This is a genomic window from Pseudoalteromonas maricaloris, from assembly GCF_024746855.1.
Taxonomy (GTDB): domain Bacteria; phylum Pseudomonadota; class Gammaproteobacteria; order Enterobacterales; family Alteromonadaceae; genus Pseudoalteromonas; species Pseudoalteromonas maricaloris.
Window position 1 is genome coordinate 3,847,889 of sequence record NZ_CP024625.1, and the last position, 15,074, is coordinate 3,862,962.

13 protein-coding genes are annotated in these 15,074 nt (G+C 42.6%); 5 read left to right on the forward strand and 8 right to left on the reverse strand.

Going from position 1 to position 15,074, the window contains the following annotated elements; all coding sequences use genetic code 11:
• Nucleotides 1-86 precede the first annotated feature (86 nt).
• Nucleotides 87-1,217, forward strand: coding sequence for a chromate efflux transporter (gene chrA / locus CTT31_RS17115; RefSeq protein WP_260491633.1), 1,131 nt, complete (start codon nt 87-89; stop codon nt 1,215-1,217).
• Nucleotides 1,218-1,241: 24 nt separating this feature from the next.
• Here the strand turns inward: chrA and CTT31_RS17120 are convergent, their stop codons facing one another.
• From CTT31_RS17120 to speA, 4 genes are all read right to left on the reverse strand, one after another.
• The gene (locus CTT31_RS17120) at nt 1,242-2,471 is read right to left on the reverse strand and encodes a mechanosensitive ion channel family protein (protein WP_211858813.1); all 1,230 of its coding nucleotides are present in this window, start codon (nt 2,469-2,471) and stop codon (nt 1,242-1,244) included.
• Entirely contained in the window at nt 2,468-3,388 is a 921-nt protein-coding gene (locus tag CTT31_RS17125; protein WP_069023587.1) for an acetyltransferase, read from the reverse strand. The genes CTT31_RS17120 and CTT31_RS17125 overlap by 4 nt, the downstream gene beginning before the upstream one ends.
• 15 nt (nt 3,389-3,403) lie before the next feature.
• The gene (locus CTT31_RS17130; protein ID WP_010378193.1) at nt 3,404-4,279 is read right to left on the reverse strand and encodes an acyltransferase; all 876 of its coding nucleotides are present in this window, start codon (nt 4,277-4,279) and stop codon (nt 3,404-3,406) included.
• A 110-nt stretch (nt 4,280-4,389) separates the two neighbouring features.
• Nucleotides 4,390-6,270: a biosynthetic arginine decarboxylase gene (speA, locus tag CTT31_RS17135; protein ID WP_130165100.1), complete on the reverse strand. Its 1,881-nt coding sequence runs from the start codon at nt 6,268-6,270 to the stop codon at nt 4,390-4,392.
• 220 nt (nt 6,271-6,490) lie between these two features.
• Here speA and speE point away from each other — a divergent pair, with 220 nt between their 5' ends.
• Entirely contained in the window at nt 6,491-7,351 is an 861-nt protein-coding gene (gene speE / locus CTT31_RS17140) for a polyamine aminopropyltransferase (RefSeq protein WP_010378188.1), read from the forward strand.
• 178 nt (nt 7,352-7,529) lie between these two features.
• Here the strand turns inward: speE and CTT31_RS17145 are convergent, their stop codons facing one another.
• From CTT31_RS17145 to CTT31_RS17160, 4 genes are all read right to left on the reverse strand, one after another.
• Entirely contained in the window at nt 7,530-8,138 is a 609-nt protein-coding gene (locus tag CTT31_RS17145; RefSeq protein WP_260491634.1) for a hypothetical protein, read from the reverse strand.
• A 161-nt stretch (nt 8,139-8,299) separates the two neighbouring features.
• Nucleotides 8,300-9,256 (reverse strand): glycerophosphodiester phosphodiesterase family protein, encoded by a 957-nt coding sequence (locus tag CTT31_RS17150; protein ID WP_260491635.1) that lies wholly within the window; start codon nt 9,254-9,256, stop codon nt 8,300-8,302.
• Nucleotides 9,257-9,356: 100 nt separating this feature from the next.
• Entirely contained in the window at nt 9,357-10,253 is an 897-nt protein-coding gene (locus CTT31_RS17155; protein WP_260491636.1) for a hypothetical protein, read from the reverse strand.
• Between the two features lie 343 nt (nt 10,254-10,596).
• On the reverse strand, nt 10,597-11,211 hold the full coding sequence (locus CTT31_RS17160) for a DUF2057 domain-containing protein (RefSeq protein WP_260491637.1): 615 nt from the start codon (nt 11,209-11,211) through the stop codon (nt 10,597-10,599).
• 172 nt (nt 11,212-11,383) lie between these two features.
• Here CTT31_RS17160 and CTT31_RS17165 point away from each other — a divergent pair, with 172 nt between their 5' ends.
• The 3 genes from CTT31_RS17165 (at nt 11,384) to CTT31_RS17175 (ending at nt 14,951) form a co-directional block, all read left to right on the forward strand.
• The gene (locus CTT31_RS17165; RefSeq protein ID WP_010376435.1) at nt 11,384-11,755 is read left to right on the forward strand and encodes a histidine triad nucleotide-binding protein; all 372 of its coding nucleotides are present in this window, start codon (nt 11,384-11,386) and stop codon (nt 11,753-11,755) included.
• A gap of 228 nt (nt 11,756-11,983) precedes the next feature.
• Nucleotides 11,984-12,640, forward strand: a complete 657-nt coding sequence (locus tag CTT31_RS17170; protein ID WP_010376437.1) for a helix-turn-helix transcriptional regulator — start codon at nt 11,984-11,986, stop codon at nt 12,638-12,640.
• Nucleotides 12,641-12,791: 151 nt separating this feature from the next.
• Nucleotides 12,792-14,951, forward strand: coding sequence for an ATP-binding protein (locus tag CTT31_RS17175; protein WP_039493436.1), 2,160 nt, complete (start codon nt 12,792-12,794; stop codon nt 14,949-14,951).
• Nucleotides 14,952-15,074 lie beyond the last annotated feature (123 nt).

The following is a 15,074-nucleotide window of genomic DNA, read 5'->3' on the forward strand; positions in this document are numbered from 1 at the left end:
CAACTGAGGCGCACTCGCGCCAAAAGTCATAAATATGTCATATAAAATTGTGAAGATATAAGGTTAACAATATCACAAGGTACACTATGTTTCTGAAAATATTTTACCAGTTTTTGTTATTAGGATGTACGAGCTTTGGAGGACCTGCAGCCCACCTTGGGTTCTTTAAAAAACACTTTGTCGATAACTTAAAATGGCTGAGTAACGAGCGCTATGCCAGTATGATCAGTCTGTCACAAATACTGCCAGGACCGGGGTCTAGTCAAGTTGGATTCGCGATTGGTTTAGAAAAAGCTGGAATACTAGGAGGGATCGCCGCCTTCTTAGGGTTTACGCTACCGTCTTTTTTGCTCATGATCATGCTGGCATTAACCACTGAGCAGCTTTCGGGCACTGCGTTGAATGTCATCGATGGGTTGAAATTGTTTGCTGTTGTCATCGTTGCCGATGCGGTAATGAGTATGGCGAAAAGCTTTTGTAAAACCACAGCACTCAAATTCGTCGCATTTTTCGCCACATTCACGCTGTTGATGCTGCCGAACTTAAGCGCACAATTGGGTGTACTTATGGTGCTTGTCGTTGCTGGTTACTTTTACTCATTCAGCAATGCGCCAAGTAAACCGAGTCAATCAAAAAGCCAAATCAACTGGTCTGTATTTGCGCTCTTTATTGGCCTATTTGCGTTAACCTTTGCCGCGCTACCAAATCAACTATTTGCCGAGTTTTATCAGGCAGGTGCTTTAGTTTTTGGCGGCGGTCACGTCGTGCTGCCGCTACTACAAACTAGTGTTGAGGGAGTCGCGCAAGAAACCTTCTTAACAGCTTATGCTGCCGCGCAAGCCATTCCAGGGCCGATGTTTACCATCGCAAGCTTTTTAGGCACCGTTGTCGATAATACCCATCCCATTTTGGGCGCAGCAATTGCAACGCTCGCTATTTTCTTGCCGGGCCTACTGTTAATGTGGGCGTTTAACCAACAGTGGCAATCACTTATTGCATTGCCAAGGTTTGCAAGCATCAGCGCGGCCTTAAATGCCGGTGTTGTGGGAATTTTAGCCGCTGCGTTTTATCAACCAATTTGGCTTTCTGCGGTGCATAGTTTGCTCGATATCATCGCGGTGATATTAGGTTTTGCAGCACTTAAATGGCTAAAGCCCGCGATATGGCAATTGCTTATTGCCTTTATGGTGTTTGGGGTTATCGCTGGAAGTGTGTAGGCCACCTTTCTGTGGCCTTGGTGATTATTCTACAGTTGCGTCAGGTTTACTACCGGCGCGCACTTTCACGCGGTGTGCGCCAAAGTAGTCACTCACACTTTGGTATGGACGTAACCCAAATGCTGGCATTACGCTTAGCATGTAGTCCAAAATATCGGCTTGTAGATGCTCATAAAACACCCAGCGTTTATCGCGACTAAAACAGTAAAACTCCAGAGGCAAACCATGCTGCGTGGGGGCAAGCTCCCTGACCATACATAAACAATCTTGATTAATGGCATCATGCTGCTTCAAGTAGGCCTCTGCATAGCGTCTAAATAAGCCTAAATTGGTGATATCGCTTGGTACATCGTCAAGCTTTTCCAGTAGTGGATATTGCTCGGTTAGCAACGCTCGCTTTTGCTCAGCCAACGACTCAATGCTAGTAAAATCAATATGAATGGCGCGTTTGATGCGACGTCCTGCTGACTCTTGCATGGCACGCCAGTTTTTAAATGAATCAGAGATCAACATATAAGTTGGTATGGTGGTGACGGTGTTATCCCAGTTACGTACCCTAACGGTATTTAAACCCAGATCTATCACCTCGCCGTCTGCACCAAATGCGTCAACTTGGATCCAGTCACCAGTGGTTACCAGTCGATTGGCTGCTATTTGAATACTCGCAACCAATCCCAAAATCGTATCTTTAAATACCAAAATAATGACTGCCGCGATAGCACCAAAACCAGAAAGAATATAAGTCGGTGATTTATCCACCAAGATACTGACCACCAATATAGAACAAACTATAAATATCAGTAACTTAATTACTTGAATAATCCCTTGGATCGGCACTTCTTTGGCGAATGGAAAGAGGTTATAAACGCCATTACCTAAATTGACTAAACTGCTAAATAAAAACCCAGATGCCACCACCAACATGACGTACACCAGTGTTTCCATCACGATAAACACCCAAGCTGGCGCGACAAATAGACGCTCGTGGTAGGCGGAAAAAACCAGTAAACACAATACAAAGGCAAAGCGGCCGCTAAATTTACTTAACTGAGGGGCTAGGTGACCAATTTTACGTGGTGAAATATGGCGCGCGAGGTTTTCTACATTGGGTAGCACTAAACGGCGGATCACCCAATATAAAAACAATAACCCAACAACCGCGACACCGTTGGTGAATAACGCACTGATCACAGTGCCTTGCGGTAACTCTTTTAACCACGGTTGAACGACATCATGAAGGTGATCAAACTTCATAGCTGTTTTAGCTCCTCATTGAGCGTGTCATTTGGCTCAGTCGAATGCAGCCAATGCGCTTCGAGTTGGCAATCTTTGCGTTGCCAAACTTCATTCATAAAAGATTGAAACTGTACACGATAAGCTTTATCGGCTTGATAGTTACCAAGCGGCACTTTCTCCATCGCGATGTAGTCTATTTTTACATCAATTGCGTCCAAGCGTCCAAGCGTAAATGCACGGCAAATATGCTCACCTTCTAACTCATAAGCCAAAGTCGCGTTGAGCATGCCGTCAAGTTGCTCAGATAACACTTCAAGGGCAAACGCTACACCACCCGCCTTTGGTTTGAGCAGATGCTTAAACGGACTATTTTGATGCGCATGTTTGGCTTTAGTATGACGAGTACCTTCCACAAAATTAATTACCGTTGTGGGATGATCACGAAAATTGCGACAACTGGCTTTGGTACGCTCTACATCCATCCCTTTAAGCTTAGGATTTTTGGCGATCTGCGCTTTACTCGCACGTTTCATAAATGGCATGCCCATAGCCCATGCACCAGTACCAATGAAAGGCACGTACTTTAATTCATCTTTTAGGAAAAATTTAGGTGCAGGTAGTACCTCCATGGCACTAAGCACAACGATATCAAGCCAGCTAAGATGATTGGAAATTAATAAATACCACCCTTGAGCGTGTAATTCTTTTGGCAAGCCCACTTGGATTTTGTCGCACGCGATACGCAAACCAAGGTAATTGCCTTTACACCACATACCGTAAAAAAAGTGCAGTGCTGTAGAGATAAACTTAACTGGCACAAGCAATTTTATGATGCCAAACAATAGCACCAATAAACCACATACAAAGGTATTCACCAGCAGCCACACACTGGCCGATAGCCCGAGAAACCACTTAGGTAGTATTTGTTTTAACATCACAACATCCTTCTACTACTTTTTATCGGCAAGCTCCACAAGTTGTGCATCTTTGGCTTGCCACAAGGCGTTTAATTCGGATTGGAAACGCACTCTAAATTCGGGATCATTCGTGTAGTCGCCGACCAAGTTTGCACTGACCGGCATTACTTCCACCTGAACATCTACTGACTTCACTTTACCAGCGATAAAGTCTGCAAAAGTTGGTACACCACCGGGATAATGGATGGTGACATTCACCACTTTGCTGATTTGCTCACCCATGGCCTGCATCACAAATGCGATGCCTCCCGCTTTTGGTTTAAGCAGGTGTGTGAATGGGCTTTTCTGCTTACTATGCTTGGATTCGGTGTAACGCGTACCCTCAACGAAGTTTACAATACTCACTGGCATTGTTTTAAACTTTTCGCATGCTTTTCGCGTCGTTTCTATGTCTTTACCACGCAATTTAGGGTTTTTCTTTAATTGCGACTTGCTGGTTCGCGTCATAAAAGGAAAATCGAGCGCCCACCAAGCAAGGCCTAGCACGGGTACGTACAGCAGCTCTTTTTTCAAAAAGAAATTCAAAAACGGGATTTTGCCATGAAGCACTCGCTGCAACACTAAGATATCCACCCAACTTTGGTGATTAGCGATAACCAAGTACCAGTCTTTGCGTTTTAGCTCATCCAATCCGCTAACATTGAGCGTATACGGCGCAATGAGGTTTTGGCTCACTGAATTACACGCGACCCAGTTACTCGCGCACGCTTTAGCAATATAGCTCATGGCTTTTTGCAATGGTGGGATGGGCAGGAGCTTAATCAAGCCACAAATAAAGATCGGTATAAACCAAAATATAGTGTTAACGGCATACAGCAAGATGCTGATCACTTTACGAATAAACGACATTCATTCCCTCATCGTGTTTTACGGCAGAGCTGTATCATACCTTGAAAATCACACACAATTAAGCCGACCAGTTGGTCGGCTATAATTTATTCCATTTCACTATTTGAAAATCAATCTTCGAAGTAAGTATAACCTTCAAGTCCAGCGTTTAACTCTTGTAGATACTGAGCTTTAATTGACTCTGGCAACGACAAGGCCGCGACTTGCTGTGCGTAGTTCTCAGATAGCACCACTTTGTCATAATGAACAAAGCGCAGTACATCTTCAACACTGTCGCCCTTGATTGCATTAGTGAGTTTATAACCCTCATCACAAAGCTCAACGTGTACTGAGTCTGTGTCACCAAATAAGTTATGTAAATCACCCAATATTTCTTGATAGGCCCCCACCAAGAACATCGCAACGTGATATTGCTCTCCCGGCACATACTCTGGAATGGGTAGACTTGACTCAATACCCGCACCCTCAACATAACTGTTGATTTGACCATCAGAATCACAGGTAATGTCCTGAATAATCGCCCTTTGCGTCAACGGTTGATTGAGCTTGTCGATAGGCATCACCGGAAATAGCTGGTCAATACCCCACACATCCGGCAGTGATTGGAACAACGAGAAGTTCACAAACAGTTTATCAGCCAGCTTTTCATTGAGGTCGTCTAATACTTCTCGGTGTGCTCTCGCATTCTCATTTAAGCACTCACGCACTTTATGAAGTGTCGTGAAGTAAAGCTGTTCAAGCTGCGCCCACTCTTGCATGCTGATCAAACCATGCACGTATTGGTCGTGTGCATCGCTGAACAAGTGCATAGCGTCATGATAAGTTTCTAAGGCCATGCGAGGGGTTAATTGTGACAACGAATGCCATAACTCTTGTAATACTAGTGGGCTGGTATCTTGTGGTTGCACCGGTTCGACTTGATTTGGCGCTTTTTCTACGTCGATCACATCCGTGATCAGCATCGCGTGATGGGCAGTTAATGCTCGACCAGATTCAGTAATAATATCCGGATGCGGAATGCTATTGAGCTCCGCAATATCATGAAAAGCATGCACCACATTTTTAGCGTATTCCGCCACCGTATAATTCATGGAGCATGAACTACGAGAACCTGAGCCTTCGTAGTCCACTCCTAGGCCACCGCCAACATCAACGATACGCAGCGGAACACCTAGTTGGTATAGCTCAGCATAGTGACGCGCACATTCTTTAAGCGCACGTTGAATATCGCGAATATTGGCAACTTGCGAGCCGATATGGAAGTGTACCAACTGCATTAAGTGCAAACGATTATGCGACTTAAGTAGCTCAACCGCTTGCAGCACTTGGCTAGCAGTAAGACCAAACTTGCCTTTTTCACCACCAGTATTTTGCCATTTGCCTTTACCAACTGAATTAAGACGAATACGAATACCAATCGACGGTTCAATGCCTAAATCGTCGATTTCTTGTAATAAGGTATCCAGTTCAGAGAGCTTTTCAACGACTATGTTTACTTGATGGCCCATCGCTTGACCGATGCAAGCTAAACGCAAGAACTCACTGTCTTTGTAACCGTTACAGACAATGGTAATAGGTTGGTGTGCCACACCCAAAATTGCCATCAACTCAGGCTTAGAACCGGCTTCAAGGCCAACAAGACCGCTTGGATGAGCCAATAACTTGCTGACAACCGAGCGCTGCTGATTCACTTTTATTGGGTAAACGCAAGTGTACTGACCTTGGTAATCACGTTGAGTTCGTGCGGCAGTAAATGCTTGAGTCAAGGTATCGACACGATGTTTTAAAATGTCGGTAAAACGCACCAAAACCGGCAAAGTTAGCCCCTGTGCTTTAAATTGCTCAGTTAACTCTGGAAGAAGAATTGGTGGCTTAGTGCGATCACCATCAGGAAACGCCACTAACTGGCCCTGTTCATTGATATCAAAATAGCCGTCACTCCAGTGAGTAACGTTATAGATAGAACGTGCTGTTTGCAGACCCCAAGTCATTGCTGCTCTCAATTAATTCTTTATAAAGCTTCATTCTAATACGCGAGGCTAGTCAATGCGACCTAAAGTTGCGTTTTCATTAGCTTACAAACCTGATAAATAGCCCATGCTTGATTAGGACTAATATGAGGCAAAGTACAAAATGTTGACTAAAATTGATTGAGCAAAGGCGCAAGCACTGGCAAAATTGCCTTAATTTTTATCAAGTGTGAACACAATCATGGCAAACTTAGAAGCAAACCGTTGGTTTACAGAAATTAGCGACCGCGATGGCAGCGCTTTTTCACTTAGAGTCAACAAAAAACTAGACGAAATCCAATCACCATTTCAAAAAGTAGAAATGTTTGAAACGACGGATTTTGGTAACCTGATGATCATTGACGGTTGCACTATGGTGAGCACGCGTGAAAACTTTTTCTATCACGAAATGATGAGTCACCCGGCGCTATTCTCGCACCCAGCACCTAAAAATGTTGTGATCATTGGCGGCGGCGACTGTGGCACATTGCGTGAAGTATTAAAGCACCCTGGCGTTGAAAAAGTAACGCAGATTGATATCGACGAAGTTGTGACGCAAATGTCTTTGAAATACTTCCCTGAGCTTTGTGAGTCTAATAACGATCCTCGCGCAACTGTGATGTTTGATGATGGCATCAAATATATGCGTGAAGCCGAAGCAGAGTCTATCGACGTTATCATCGTTGATGGCACCGATCCTGTTGGCCCTGGTGAAGGTTTATTCAACCACGCATTCTACAAGAGCTGTTTAGCAGCGCTTCGCACTGGTGGTATCATGATCCAGCAAAGTGAATCACCACTGATGCACATGCCGTTGCTACTAGAAATGCGCGATGCAATGTTGGAAGTAGGCTTTGTTGATCTGCAAACCCTGCCTTTCCCACAGCCAATCTACCCAAGCGGCCTGTGGTCAGCAACAATGGCGCGTAAAGATCAAAAGTTTGCCGGATTCCGCGAGCAAGACGTTGATAACGCAACATTTGATACTGAGTACTACAACACAGGTATTCATAAAGGTGCATTAGCAACACCTAACTTTATGAAGCGTGCTTTCGAAAAGTAGGCCGAATCAAAATATAAACTTAATTGTTAAAGTGTAGTGGCTCATATCTGACTCTACAGCCTTGATGATTAGGTTGATATTTCACCTACCCTGCAGTTATGAGCGAACAGTAGACGTTCGCTCTAGCTCGTTTTTGGATAAAAACGTTTTAGGTCCTTGGTTTAATGGCTTTGTTAGGCTAATTTTTCTCATTGTTTAGGATAGCAATTGCAGCATTTAAACGAATTGTTTCGTTTTCACTAGCTAATAGCTCATAGAGAACATTCAACGCTTCTGCTTTATTTCCTGAACACGTGACTTCAGGAGCCGACTCTGCTTCAAAGCCAGACACGATGTAATCGTCTAACAAATCATAGTGCTGAGATATCTGAGATAAGGTCTTTCGAGCACCAGATAAAGAACGTATTACCGCTGGCGGTAAATCTGCGCGAGAAACTGTTTTCAATAACTCGACAGTTACATAGTGTGGATTACCAACATCTTCTTGGTCAGCATCAGAGTCATATTGATACACACTCGTTGTTTTAAAAATATGTATCAGTGCTTTATTTGAAATTGAAGGTGTTAATACAATTGAGTTTGCAGGCATATCTACAAACAAATTCACCATAGAAACCGAAATTTCTGATAAGTCTGCATATCTTCCAGCCAGAGTTTTAGCAACTTCTTCACGAGATTTGTTAGCTAAAGAAGTGCCACAAGGCCAGCCTATGCTGATGCGCCCATCAAGAAATTCTTGTTCACGGTTAAAGCCGTGTGGTTTACAACGTAATATATATGCGTTCATAGGAGTTCTCTTTTGGTTCATTGAAGTACAAGAGAACTATAGATGAAGCCTTTCGCCCTGTAAAGCACTTAGAAGTTCTATTTTTAAATTTTGAAGTTCTATGAACGATTATATCAGATGTATTGCCTATTAGCCTAAAATGCCCGCGTAATAAGCGCGAGCTAGCGAGCGCCCTGATTGACGCGTTTGTTAGCTTGTGTTGCACGAATAAAATCAAGATCACTAGTAATAACTCCAATACCCGATGCGACAACGTCATCGTAGGATTGGGTGATCGATTCATGTCGAGACCATAGATAAACATCCGAACCATAGCTTTGTAATCTTGATGCTAGGCGTTCAGGATAGCCCCAAAAATACTTTGTCATCGAGGGAGGTATAAAAAGAATGGTGTTCCTACAGGACTCAGGAACTAATCCTGCCCATCCAACTAAAAGATAATTTATTCCGCAACTCTTTACACTACCAACACTTGCTAACCGTAAAGATGAATCCTTGTTTCGAAACCACTCCATACCTTTTGAAGAGGTAATTACAATATGGCTAGATTTTTTTCCAGATAGATACTCATATAGAGTTTCGAATGAACGTATGTCGTTATCCTTTAGGTTTAACCAAAACTCATGCTTTGGATACCGTTTATAAAACGCCTCTAACTTAGAGATCCCAAAACCTTTTCCTCTAAATGGGAAAGTCGCACCATCATCAAACGTATATCCATATCCTGCATCAATACTTTTCAACTGCTCAAATGATGCTTTATGTACCGGCCCAGACCCGTTTGTAGCACAATCTAACGTCCAGTCATGAAAAACAACCAGTTGATCATCACGAGTTCTGTGAACATTTAGATGAATTACGTTAGCTCCGGCTGCAACGGAAGAAGCCACTGCTTCTAGTGTGTTCTCAACAGAATTGATGTTTGATGCTTTTATTGAAAGGGCGGTACAGCCAGTTTTATTTAATTTTTCATAATTAACTGCGCTTCCCCCTCCTCGATAGGCCACGATCTCGCCATGTCGCTGAAGGTCAGGAACGAACACATAAGCGTTAACAACTCCTAGTGTGATTATGCAAGACAGTGCGATCAAAAACGTCTTAACTATTTTTATAAACATTTATTACCTGAATCCTTGATAGATGTTCGATGAAAGCTAACGTCCGCAACACCGGACAATTTGGAGCGCAGCGGAAGATTGTTCCGCGCGCTTGCGTTTGTTAGGCATAGATTGCCAACCTTTCTTCAAGCGCTTTATCATCAATGCTCATAAGCTCTTGTTTCGTAATTATGCAAACTTGGTCTTTTCCTTTTCGACCTTCAGACTCTGCAGTAAGTCGATTTATTAATCGATTGTACTTTTCTTCATTGTAAGCCTCTGAATCAATAATAATGAGGAGAAGTGTATTAGGCAGCCTGTTTGTCACCTGAGAATATACGCTCTTCGCATAAATATTTTTTAAATATACTTCCCGAAGCCAGCCGAAATTAAACCCCTTTCTTATATATTTAACTTCAACTATATAGTCCCTAGTTAACAGGGCCTTACCACGAAGCAATATATCCAATTCAACGTTCGCTACCATTTTGTTGTGACTAACGTCGAACTTATTACCATATACCTTTGATAACTTGACGTAGACAAGCTCTTCCACTTTTGAGTATTGCAATCTAAATGAATTAACAATGTAGGACTCAGAATTTCCAGATTCTGCAACCTGAAGACTTTCATACTCTGATGTTTCTTTTTCTTCTATTTCATCTTTGGTTGCATCGCGAAGTGACTGCTTTTTTATTTCGACATCGAGCCTTGTTTGTTCATCAAGATGAAGCTGGTTTTTCCTCCAGTTTTTCAAGCCAAGGAAGATAAATATCATTCCCACAATAGAACCGATTGAGGAGAACCATGGAATAAAGCTAACAATAAACGAAACGGCATACTGTCCTTTAATTACTACCGCCTTGGCCACATCTGATAGTGCGTTTATCTCTGATTCTGGTCGGAATAGATCGAAAGGCTCCTTTAGAAACAACCAAGGAGCCAAAATAGATAGGGTTATCAACACTACACCTAGAGATACTATAAATTTATATAGATCTCCAAATTCAAACTTCATCTTCGCTCCTTCTGATACCTAACAATTTCATATCGACCCAATGGGTCGTTTTCTTGACTATAGGAGAAATACGGCTGCGCTGTATATAAATACAGTTTTTTTAGAGCTAACTCAATGAGAACTCGTTCACCATTTTTAAAACATATCGTCGAATTTATGCTGACTAAGCAATATTCGCTCAGAACCGTTGATACCCCTTTGAGCAAAATTTTCTAGCTTTTTTTGGGCCGAAAACGAGTTACGCCTGCGGGTTCGTTTCCGGCACATACACAACGGTCCAATTTGATTGAGCTCCGTTAATAAAGACTAACAGATCACATTAAGACGTATTCAGATAAAGGGCTTAATTGCCCTTTATTTTTTCTAAAAACAACCGTTTTTGTTCTGGGGTTGCTTGTTGCCACCAATAGTCCAACATGCCAACCACATCTGGATGTGCTGATTTAGGCGCTACAGGTGCTGGCGTAATTGCTCGTGTGGCAGTGCTTGGCGTTGAATAACGTGGTGCAGTGGGTGTTGAATGCTCACTTGCTATCGTTGTCGTTACTCTTGGTCTTTCTTGCGTCACCACCAATGTTGTCGCTAACGATTCATTGGGTGCTTGCAACATAATCAACGGCTGATCTGCAAATGCCTTTGCCGCAACCACATTGTCAGGTCGGTTAAATTCAACCTGATACTCGCCGTCTTGATCGATACTTACTTTTGCCCAAAATGGCTTCGACTCTATGGTTTCGTGGTCGTCATAGCCCACTTCATACAAGTCGGTGTAACGCATTTTGACCGCATACTCACCTTTTGCTAAGTCCAACTCTCGCACTTTGGAGAAGAATGAGTGTTCAATGGTTTTATCATCAACTTGCAAGGGAATAATTTCTTCAGGAAAACTTAGCAACGCGGCCTGTGAAAGCGGTGACAACAGTAAAACAGCGGTCGCAAGCGTATATTTTAAGCGCATCTATTCACTCCTTCGTGAGTACCAAATCATTATACCTTGATGAGATTACTGCATACCTGCTTATATCTCTACCCTTTTAATTGATGCGCAGCGGGATAACGCATCAAATCTATTGAGTCTCCTCGAGAGTTAGCTATGCTAGAGCAATTCAATATGCAGATAAGGAAGGACCATGAGTTCAGAAACTATTTTTACCAAAATTATTAATCGAGAGATCCCAGCAGACATCGTTTACGAAGATGAACAAGCACTCGCGTTTAGAGACATTAATCCACAAGCGCCATTTCACGTCTTAGTTATTCCTAAAACAGCAATTGCGACCATCAACGACGTGACTGAAGAAAATGCTCATCTTGTTGGTCATTTGTATGTTGTTGCAGCCAAATTAGCGAAAGAGCACGGCTTTGCAGAAGATGGTTATCGTGTAGTGATGAACTGTAATGATCACGGTGGTCAAACCGTATATCACCTTCATCTACATGTATTAGCTGGAAAAGAAATGGGCTGGCCGCCTTATCAAAATACGAAGAAAGTACCAGTTTAGATTATTCTCTGTTAAGCAATGTAAATAAGTAAGTTATTAACAGAAAATGCTAAAAGCTTACTTATTTCAACAAATTACATTTCAATACATATTCTGTACATAATTTCGATTTATTATTTCACTTTGTTATATAGCGGATTTCTCTATCTTGTACTAAAAATTCTAATACAAAAGGTCTGAATCCCATGTTAGCATTGAGAAATCGGAAAAATTAGAGTGTGTCCTAAAATGAGCAGTAGTGCTTTTTTGTTATTAGATAAAGAACCGGTTAACACCATTGGTATCAATGTGTTACAACCTTTGTTAAAAACCCAAGGGTTGGATGTTACAACTGGAACTGATATCTCAGATGTGCCTGAAGGCACTCGATTACTTTTCATCGAAACCGCAGTGAACGATTCTTGGGGTAAATTAAAAGAACAACTAGTCAACCTCAAAGTCAAATGCGATATCGTACTATTCAACTTAGATGAAAACCCAGAGCTGGCCAATCGTGCGCTGCTAAGCGGGATTCGTGGTGTCTTCTACACGACAGATAATGCCGACGTGCTAATGAAAGGGATCCGTTTGTTGCTTGAAGATCAACTGTGGTATCGCCGTGACGTGATGTGTAATGTGTTAAATCGCATGCTGCAATTTAATAAAGATGCATTACATAAACTAACCGAAGGTGATATCGAACCTGTGAAACTCACTAAGCGAGAAAAAGCAATTATCGCGCTGATGAGTAAGGGTGCGAAAAACAAAGAGATCGCTGAAGAGCTAAATATCAGTCCACATACGGTGAAAACGCATTTGTACAGTGCATTTCGTAAAACCAAATGTCGTAACCGTATCGAACTCCTTTCGTGGGCTCAGCAGAATATTCCTGACGAGATCCGCTAAGCTTCATCTGTCTTTAACCTGCTGACGCAAGTCAGTGGGGGAAAGACAGCGCTGACATCGCGATATCGAGGCTTCTGCGTCATACAGGCTTTACTGCCTTGGCGAATACCTCTATGCTAAGTTTTTCGCAACTGAAAGCAGCCTTAGGTACATGCTCGACCCAAAAACCCTCTACCTAACTAGTCTCGTCATGACAGCAATGATGGCGCTCCTTACCTTTTTAACGTGGCGAGCAAATAAAAGCACACCCGGAACGCTGCTCTATATTTTTTACCCTCTGGTTTTGCTCTGTGCGATTTCTTCCTTTGCATTACACGGCTATTTTGACAACTGGGAAACTATTCCCATTGCTAATACCTTGCTGTTTGCGGCTTCCATTATCCACTGCATGGCGATAAGGCAATTTTTAGGGGTTAAAGGCCCATCTTTTAAAGTGTTTCTCGGCGTTACTGCTGGGCTCTTCATTTTGTTGATGTACAGCAGTATTTTCTCTCCAAACTTGAGAGATAGGATCCTTATCTCGGACTTACAACACTTAGCTGAAGCGACACTCCTGCTCTATTTCTTTAGCCGCTTTGCACGAAATAAATACCCTAACGGCAGCATAGTCTATATCACCATTTTACTTATTATATTGGTGATATTTACCGGCAGAACCCTATTAATGGGAGAAGTAACGCATTTCACGCTTTTCAAAGAGAACTGGTTTACCATCACTATTTTCTTCAATGGCGTTCTTGCACCTATTTTTTATGCAACAGGTATGGCGCTGTTATGTAACGAGCAAAGAGAACAAAACCTTAATAAATTAGCATTGAAGGCTCAACAAGACCTTGAGCTACGCGGTATGTTTTTATCAACGATCAGTCATGAGATACGGACTCCGCTTAACGGCATCTTAGGCAGCGCCCAACTCGTACTGGGACGCACCAGAGATAGTCGCAACAAGGCCTACTGTGAGGCCATCGTAAACTCTGCTGAATCGCTAAACTTACTGATTGATAAAGTACTAGACTACGCCAGTTTGGAGCAAAGTGATGAAGCCTTGTACGAAGAGGACGTTGAGCTTAGAAGTTGGCTACAAAACCTTTGCTTATTGTTAAGCCCGCTTGCGGAGCAAAAGAAGCTGCACTTTGAATTGGTGTACGAGCTGCCCGATCAGGTGTGCTATTACTTTGACCAACAAAAGCTGAGACAAATTCTTATCAACCTCGTTGGTAATGCTATTAAGTTCACTGATAAAGGGGAAGTAAAGCTCAAAGTTGAGATTTTAAAAGACCAACAAATTGAGCATAAAGTGCGCTTTAGTATCACGGACTCAGGGCCAGGTATTGATAGTGAAGATATTAATAAACTGACCGAGCCATACGTGCAAAGTAGTGCGGGTAAAGTTAAGGGTGGCACAGGCTTGGGGCTTGCCATTACCAGTCGCCTACTCAACCGTCTGAATTCACAGCTAGATATTCAAAGTGAGCTTAACAAAGGCAGTACATTCAGTTTTGATTTACTGCTAAACATTGGTGAACTGAGCTTAGTGGAGCAGCGCCCGCAGCACGATAATTGTATCACTGGTCTGAAAGTACTGTTGGTAGAAGACCTGGATCTCAACCAAAAAATCGCTATTGAGTTTATGGCAGAAGATGAGCATAAGGTTAAATTGGCAACCAATGGTAAAAGCGCCATCGAGATGCTAATACAGCACCATTTCGATGTGGTGTTGTTAGACATGAACTTACCCGATCTTTCCGGGCAAGAAGTATTAAAGCAGCTACAAAATTGTGAGCATAAAAACAAACGAACCCCTTTTCTAGCCTTTACTGCCAGCCTCAGTCCAGATGAGGTAAAAGAATACTTGGCACTCGGCATTCGCGATATTGTTGGCAAACCGATAAAGCAAGAGAAATTACGCCAAGCGCTTAGTGAGTCGCAGTCTCCGAAAAAGGCCAATGTCAGCGTAGAATTGCCCGATATCCTATACGATGAAACGGCTGTAAACGCCCTAAAATCTGGATTTAGTGAAGATGAAGTCTCTTCGATTTACAACGAGTTTGTGTTGTCGGCTCGTAATAAACTCATCCATATTCAGCAGCTATTAGAGCAGGACGAAGATCAATGCATCAGACAGCTTCATCGTCAAGCCAGCACCGCCTTACAACTCGGATTTAATCGCTATGGCTCAAACTTGAAAAAAGCAGAGCGCCGTTTATTGGATGGTAAATCTTGCCATGATGAGCTCACAGAAGCCATGACGCTATGGCAAGACAGTCTCGCGGCATATCTCCACTTCGTTCGTAAAGAGGCAATGGGTTAAGCGTCATTAAACGCATGTTGTTCGACATCATAATAAAACTTGTTCATGCTTAGTGAGCATTTACATTAACGCTAATTTAACCGAGGCAAACCGCTCGCCTTGGGCAATAACTATAAAATTAAG

What these genes read in the sequence shown, in the direction of transcription:
- chrA (WP_260491633.1), top strand. Translation starts at nt 87, where the DNA reads ATGTTTCTGAAAATATTTTACCAGTTTTTGTTATTAGGATGTACGAGC.
- CTT31_RS17120 (WP_211858813.1), bottom strand. Translation starts at nt 2,471, where the DNA reads ATGAAGTTTGATCACCTTCATGATGTCGTTCAACCGTGGTTAAAAGAG.
- CTT31_RS17125 (WP_069023587.1), bottom strand. Translation starts at nt 3,388, where the DNA reads ATGTTAAAACAAATACTACCTAAGTGGTTTCTCGGGCTATCGGCCAGT.
- CTT31_RS17130 (WP_010378193.1), bottom strand. Translation starts at nt 4,279, where the DNA reads ATGTCGTTTATTCGTAAAGTGATCAGCATCTTGCTGTATGCCGTTAAC.
- speA (WP_130165100.1), bottom strand. Translation starts at nt 6,270, where the DNA reads ATGACTTGGGGTCTGCAAACAGCACGTTCTATCTATAACGTTACTCAC.
- speE (WP_010378188.1), top strand. Translation starts at nt 6,491, where the DNA reads ATGGCAAACTTAGAAGCAAACCGTTGGTTTACAGAAATTAGCGACCGC.
- CTT31_RS17145 (WP_260491634.1), bottom strand. Translation starts at nt 8,138, where the DNA reads ATGAACGCATATATATTACGTTGTAAACCACACGGCTTTAACCGTGAA.
- CTT31_RS17150 (WP_260491635.1), bottom strand. Translation starts at nt 9,256, where the DNA reads ATGTTTATAAAAATAGTTAAGACGTTTTTGATCGCACTGTCTTGCATA.
- CTT31_RS17155 (WP_260491636.1), bottom strand. Translation starts at nt 10,253, where the DNA reads ATGAAGTTTGAATTTGGAGATCTATATAAATTTATAGTATCTCTAGGT.
- CTT31_RS17160 (WP_260491637.1), bottom strand. Translation starts at nt 11,211, where the DNA reads ATGCGCTTAAAATATACGCTTGCGACCGCTGTTTTACTGTTGTCACCG.
- CTT31_RS17165 (WP_010376435.1), top strand. Translation starts at nt 11,384, where the DNA reads ATGAGTTCAGAAACTATTTTTACCAAAATTATTAATCGAGAGATCCCA.
- CTT31_RS17170 (WP_010376437.1), top strand. Translation starts at nt 11,984, where the DNA reads ATGAGCAGTAGTGCTTTTTTGTTATTAGATAAAGAACCGGTTAACACC.
- CTT31_RS17175 (WP_039493436.1), top strand. Translation starts at nt 12,792, where the DNA reads ATGCTCGACCCAAAAACCCTCTACCTAACTAGTCTCGTCATGACAGCA.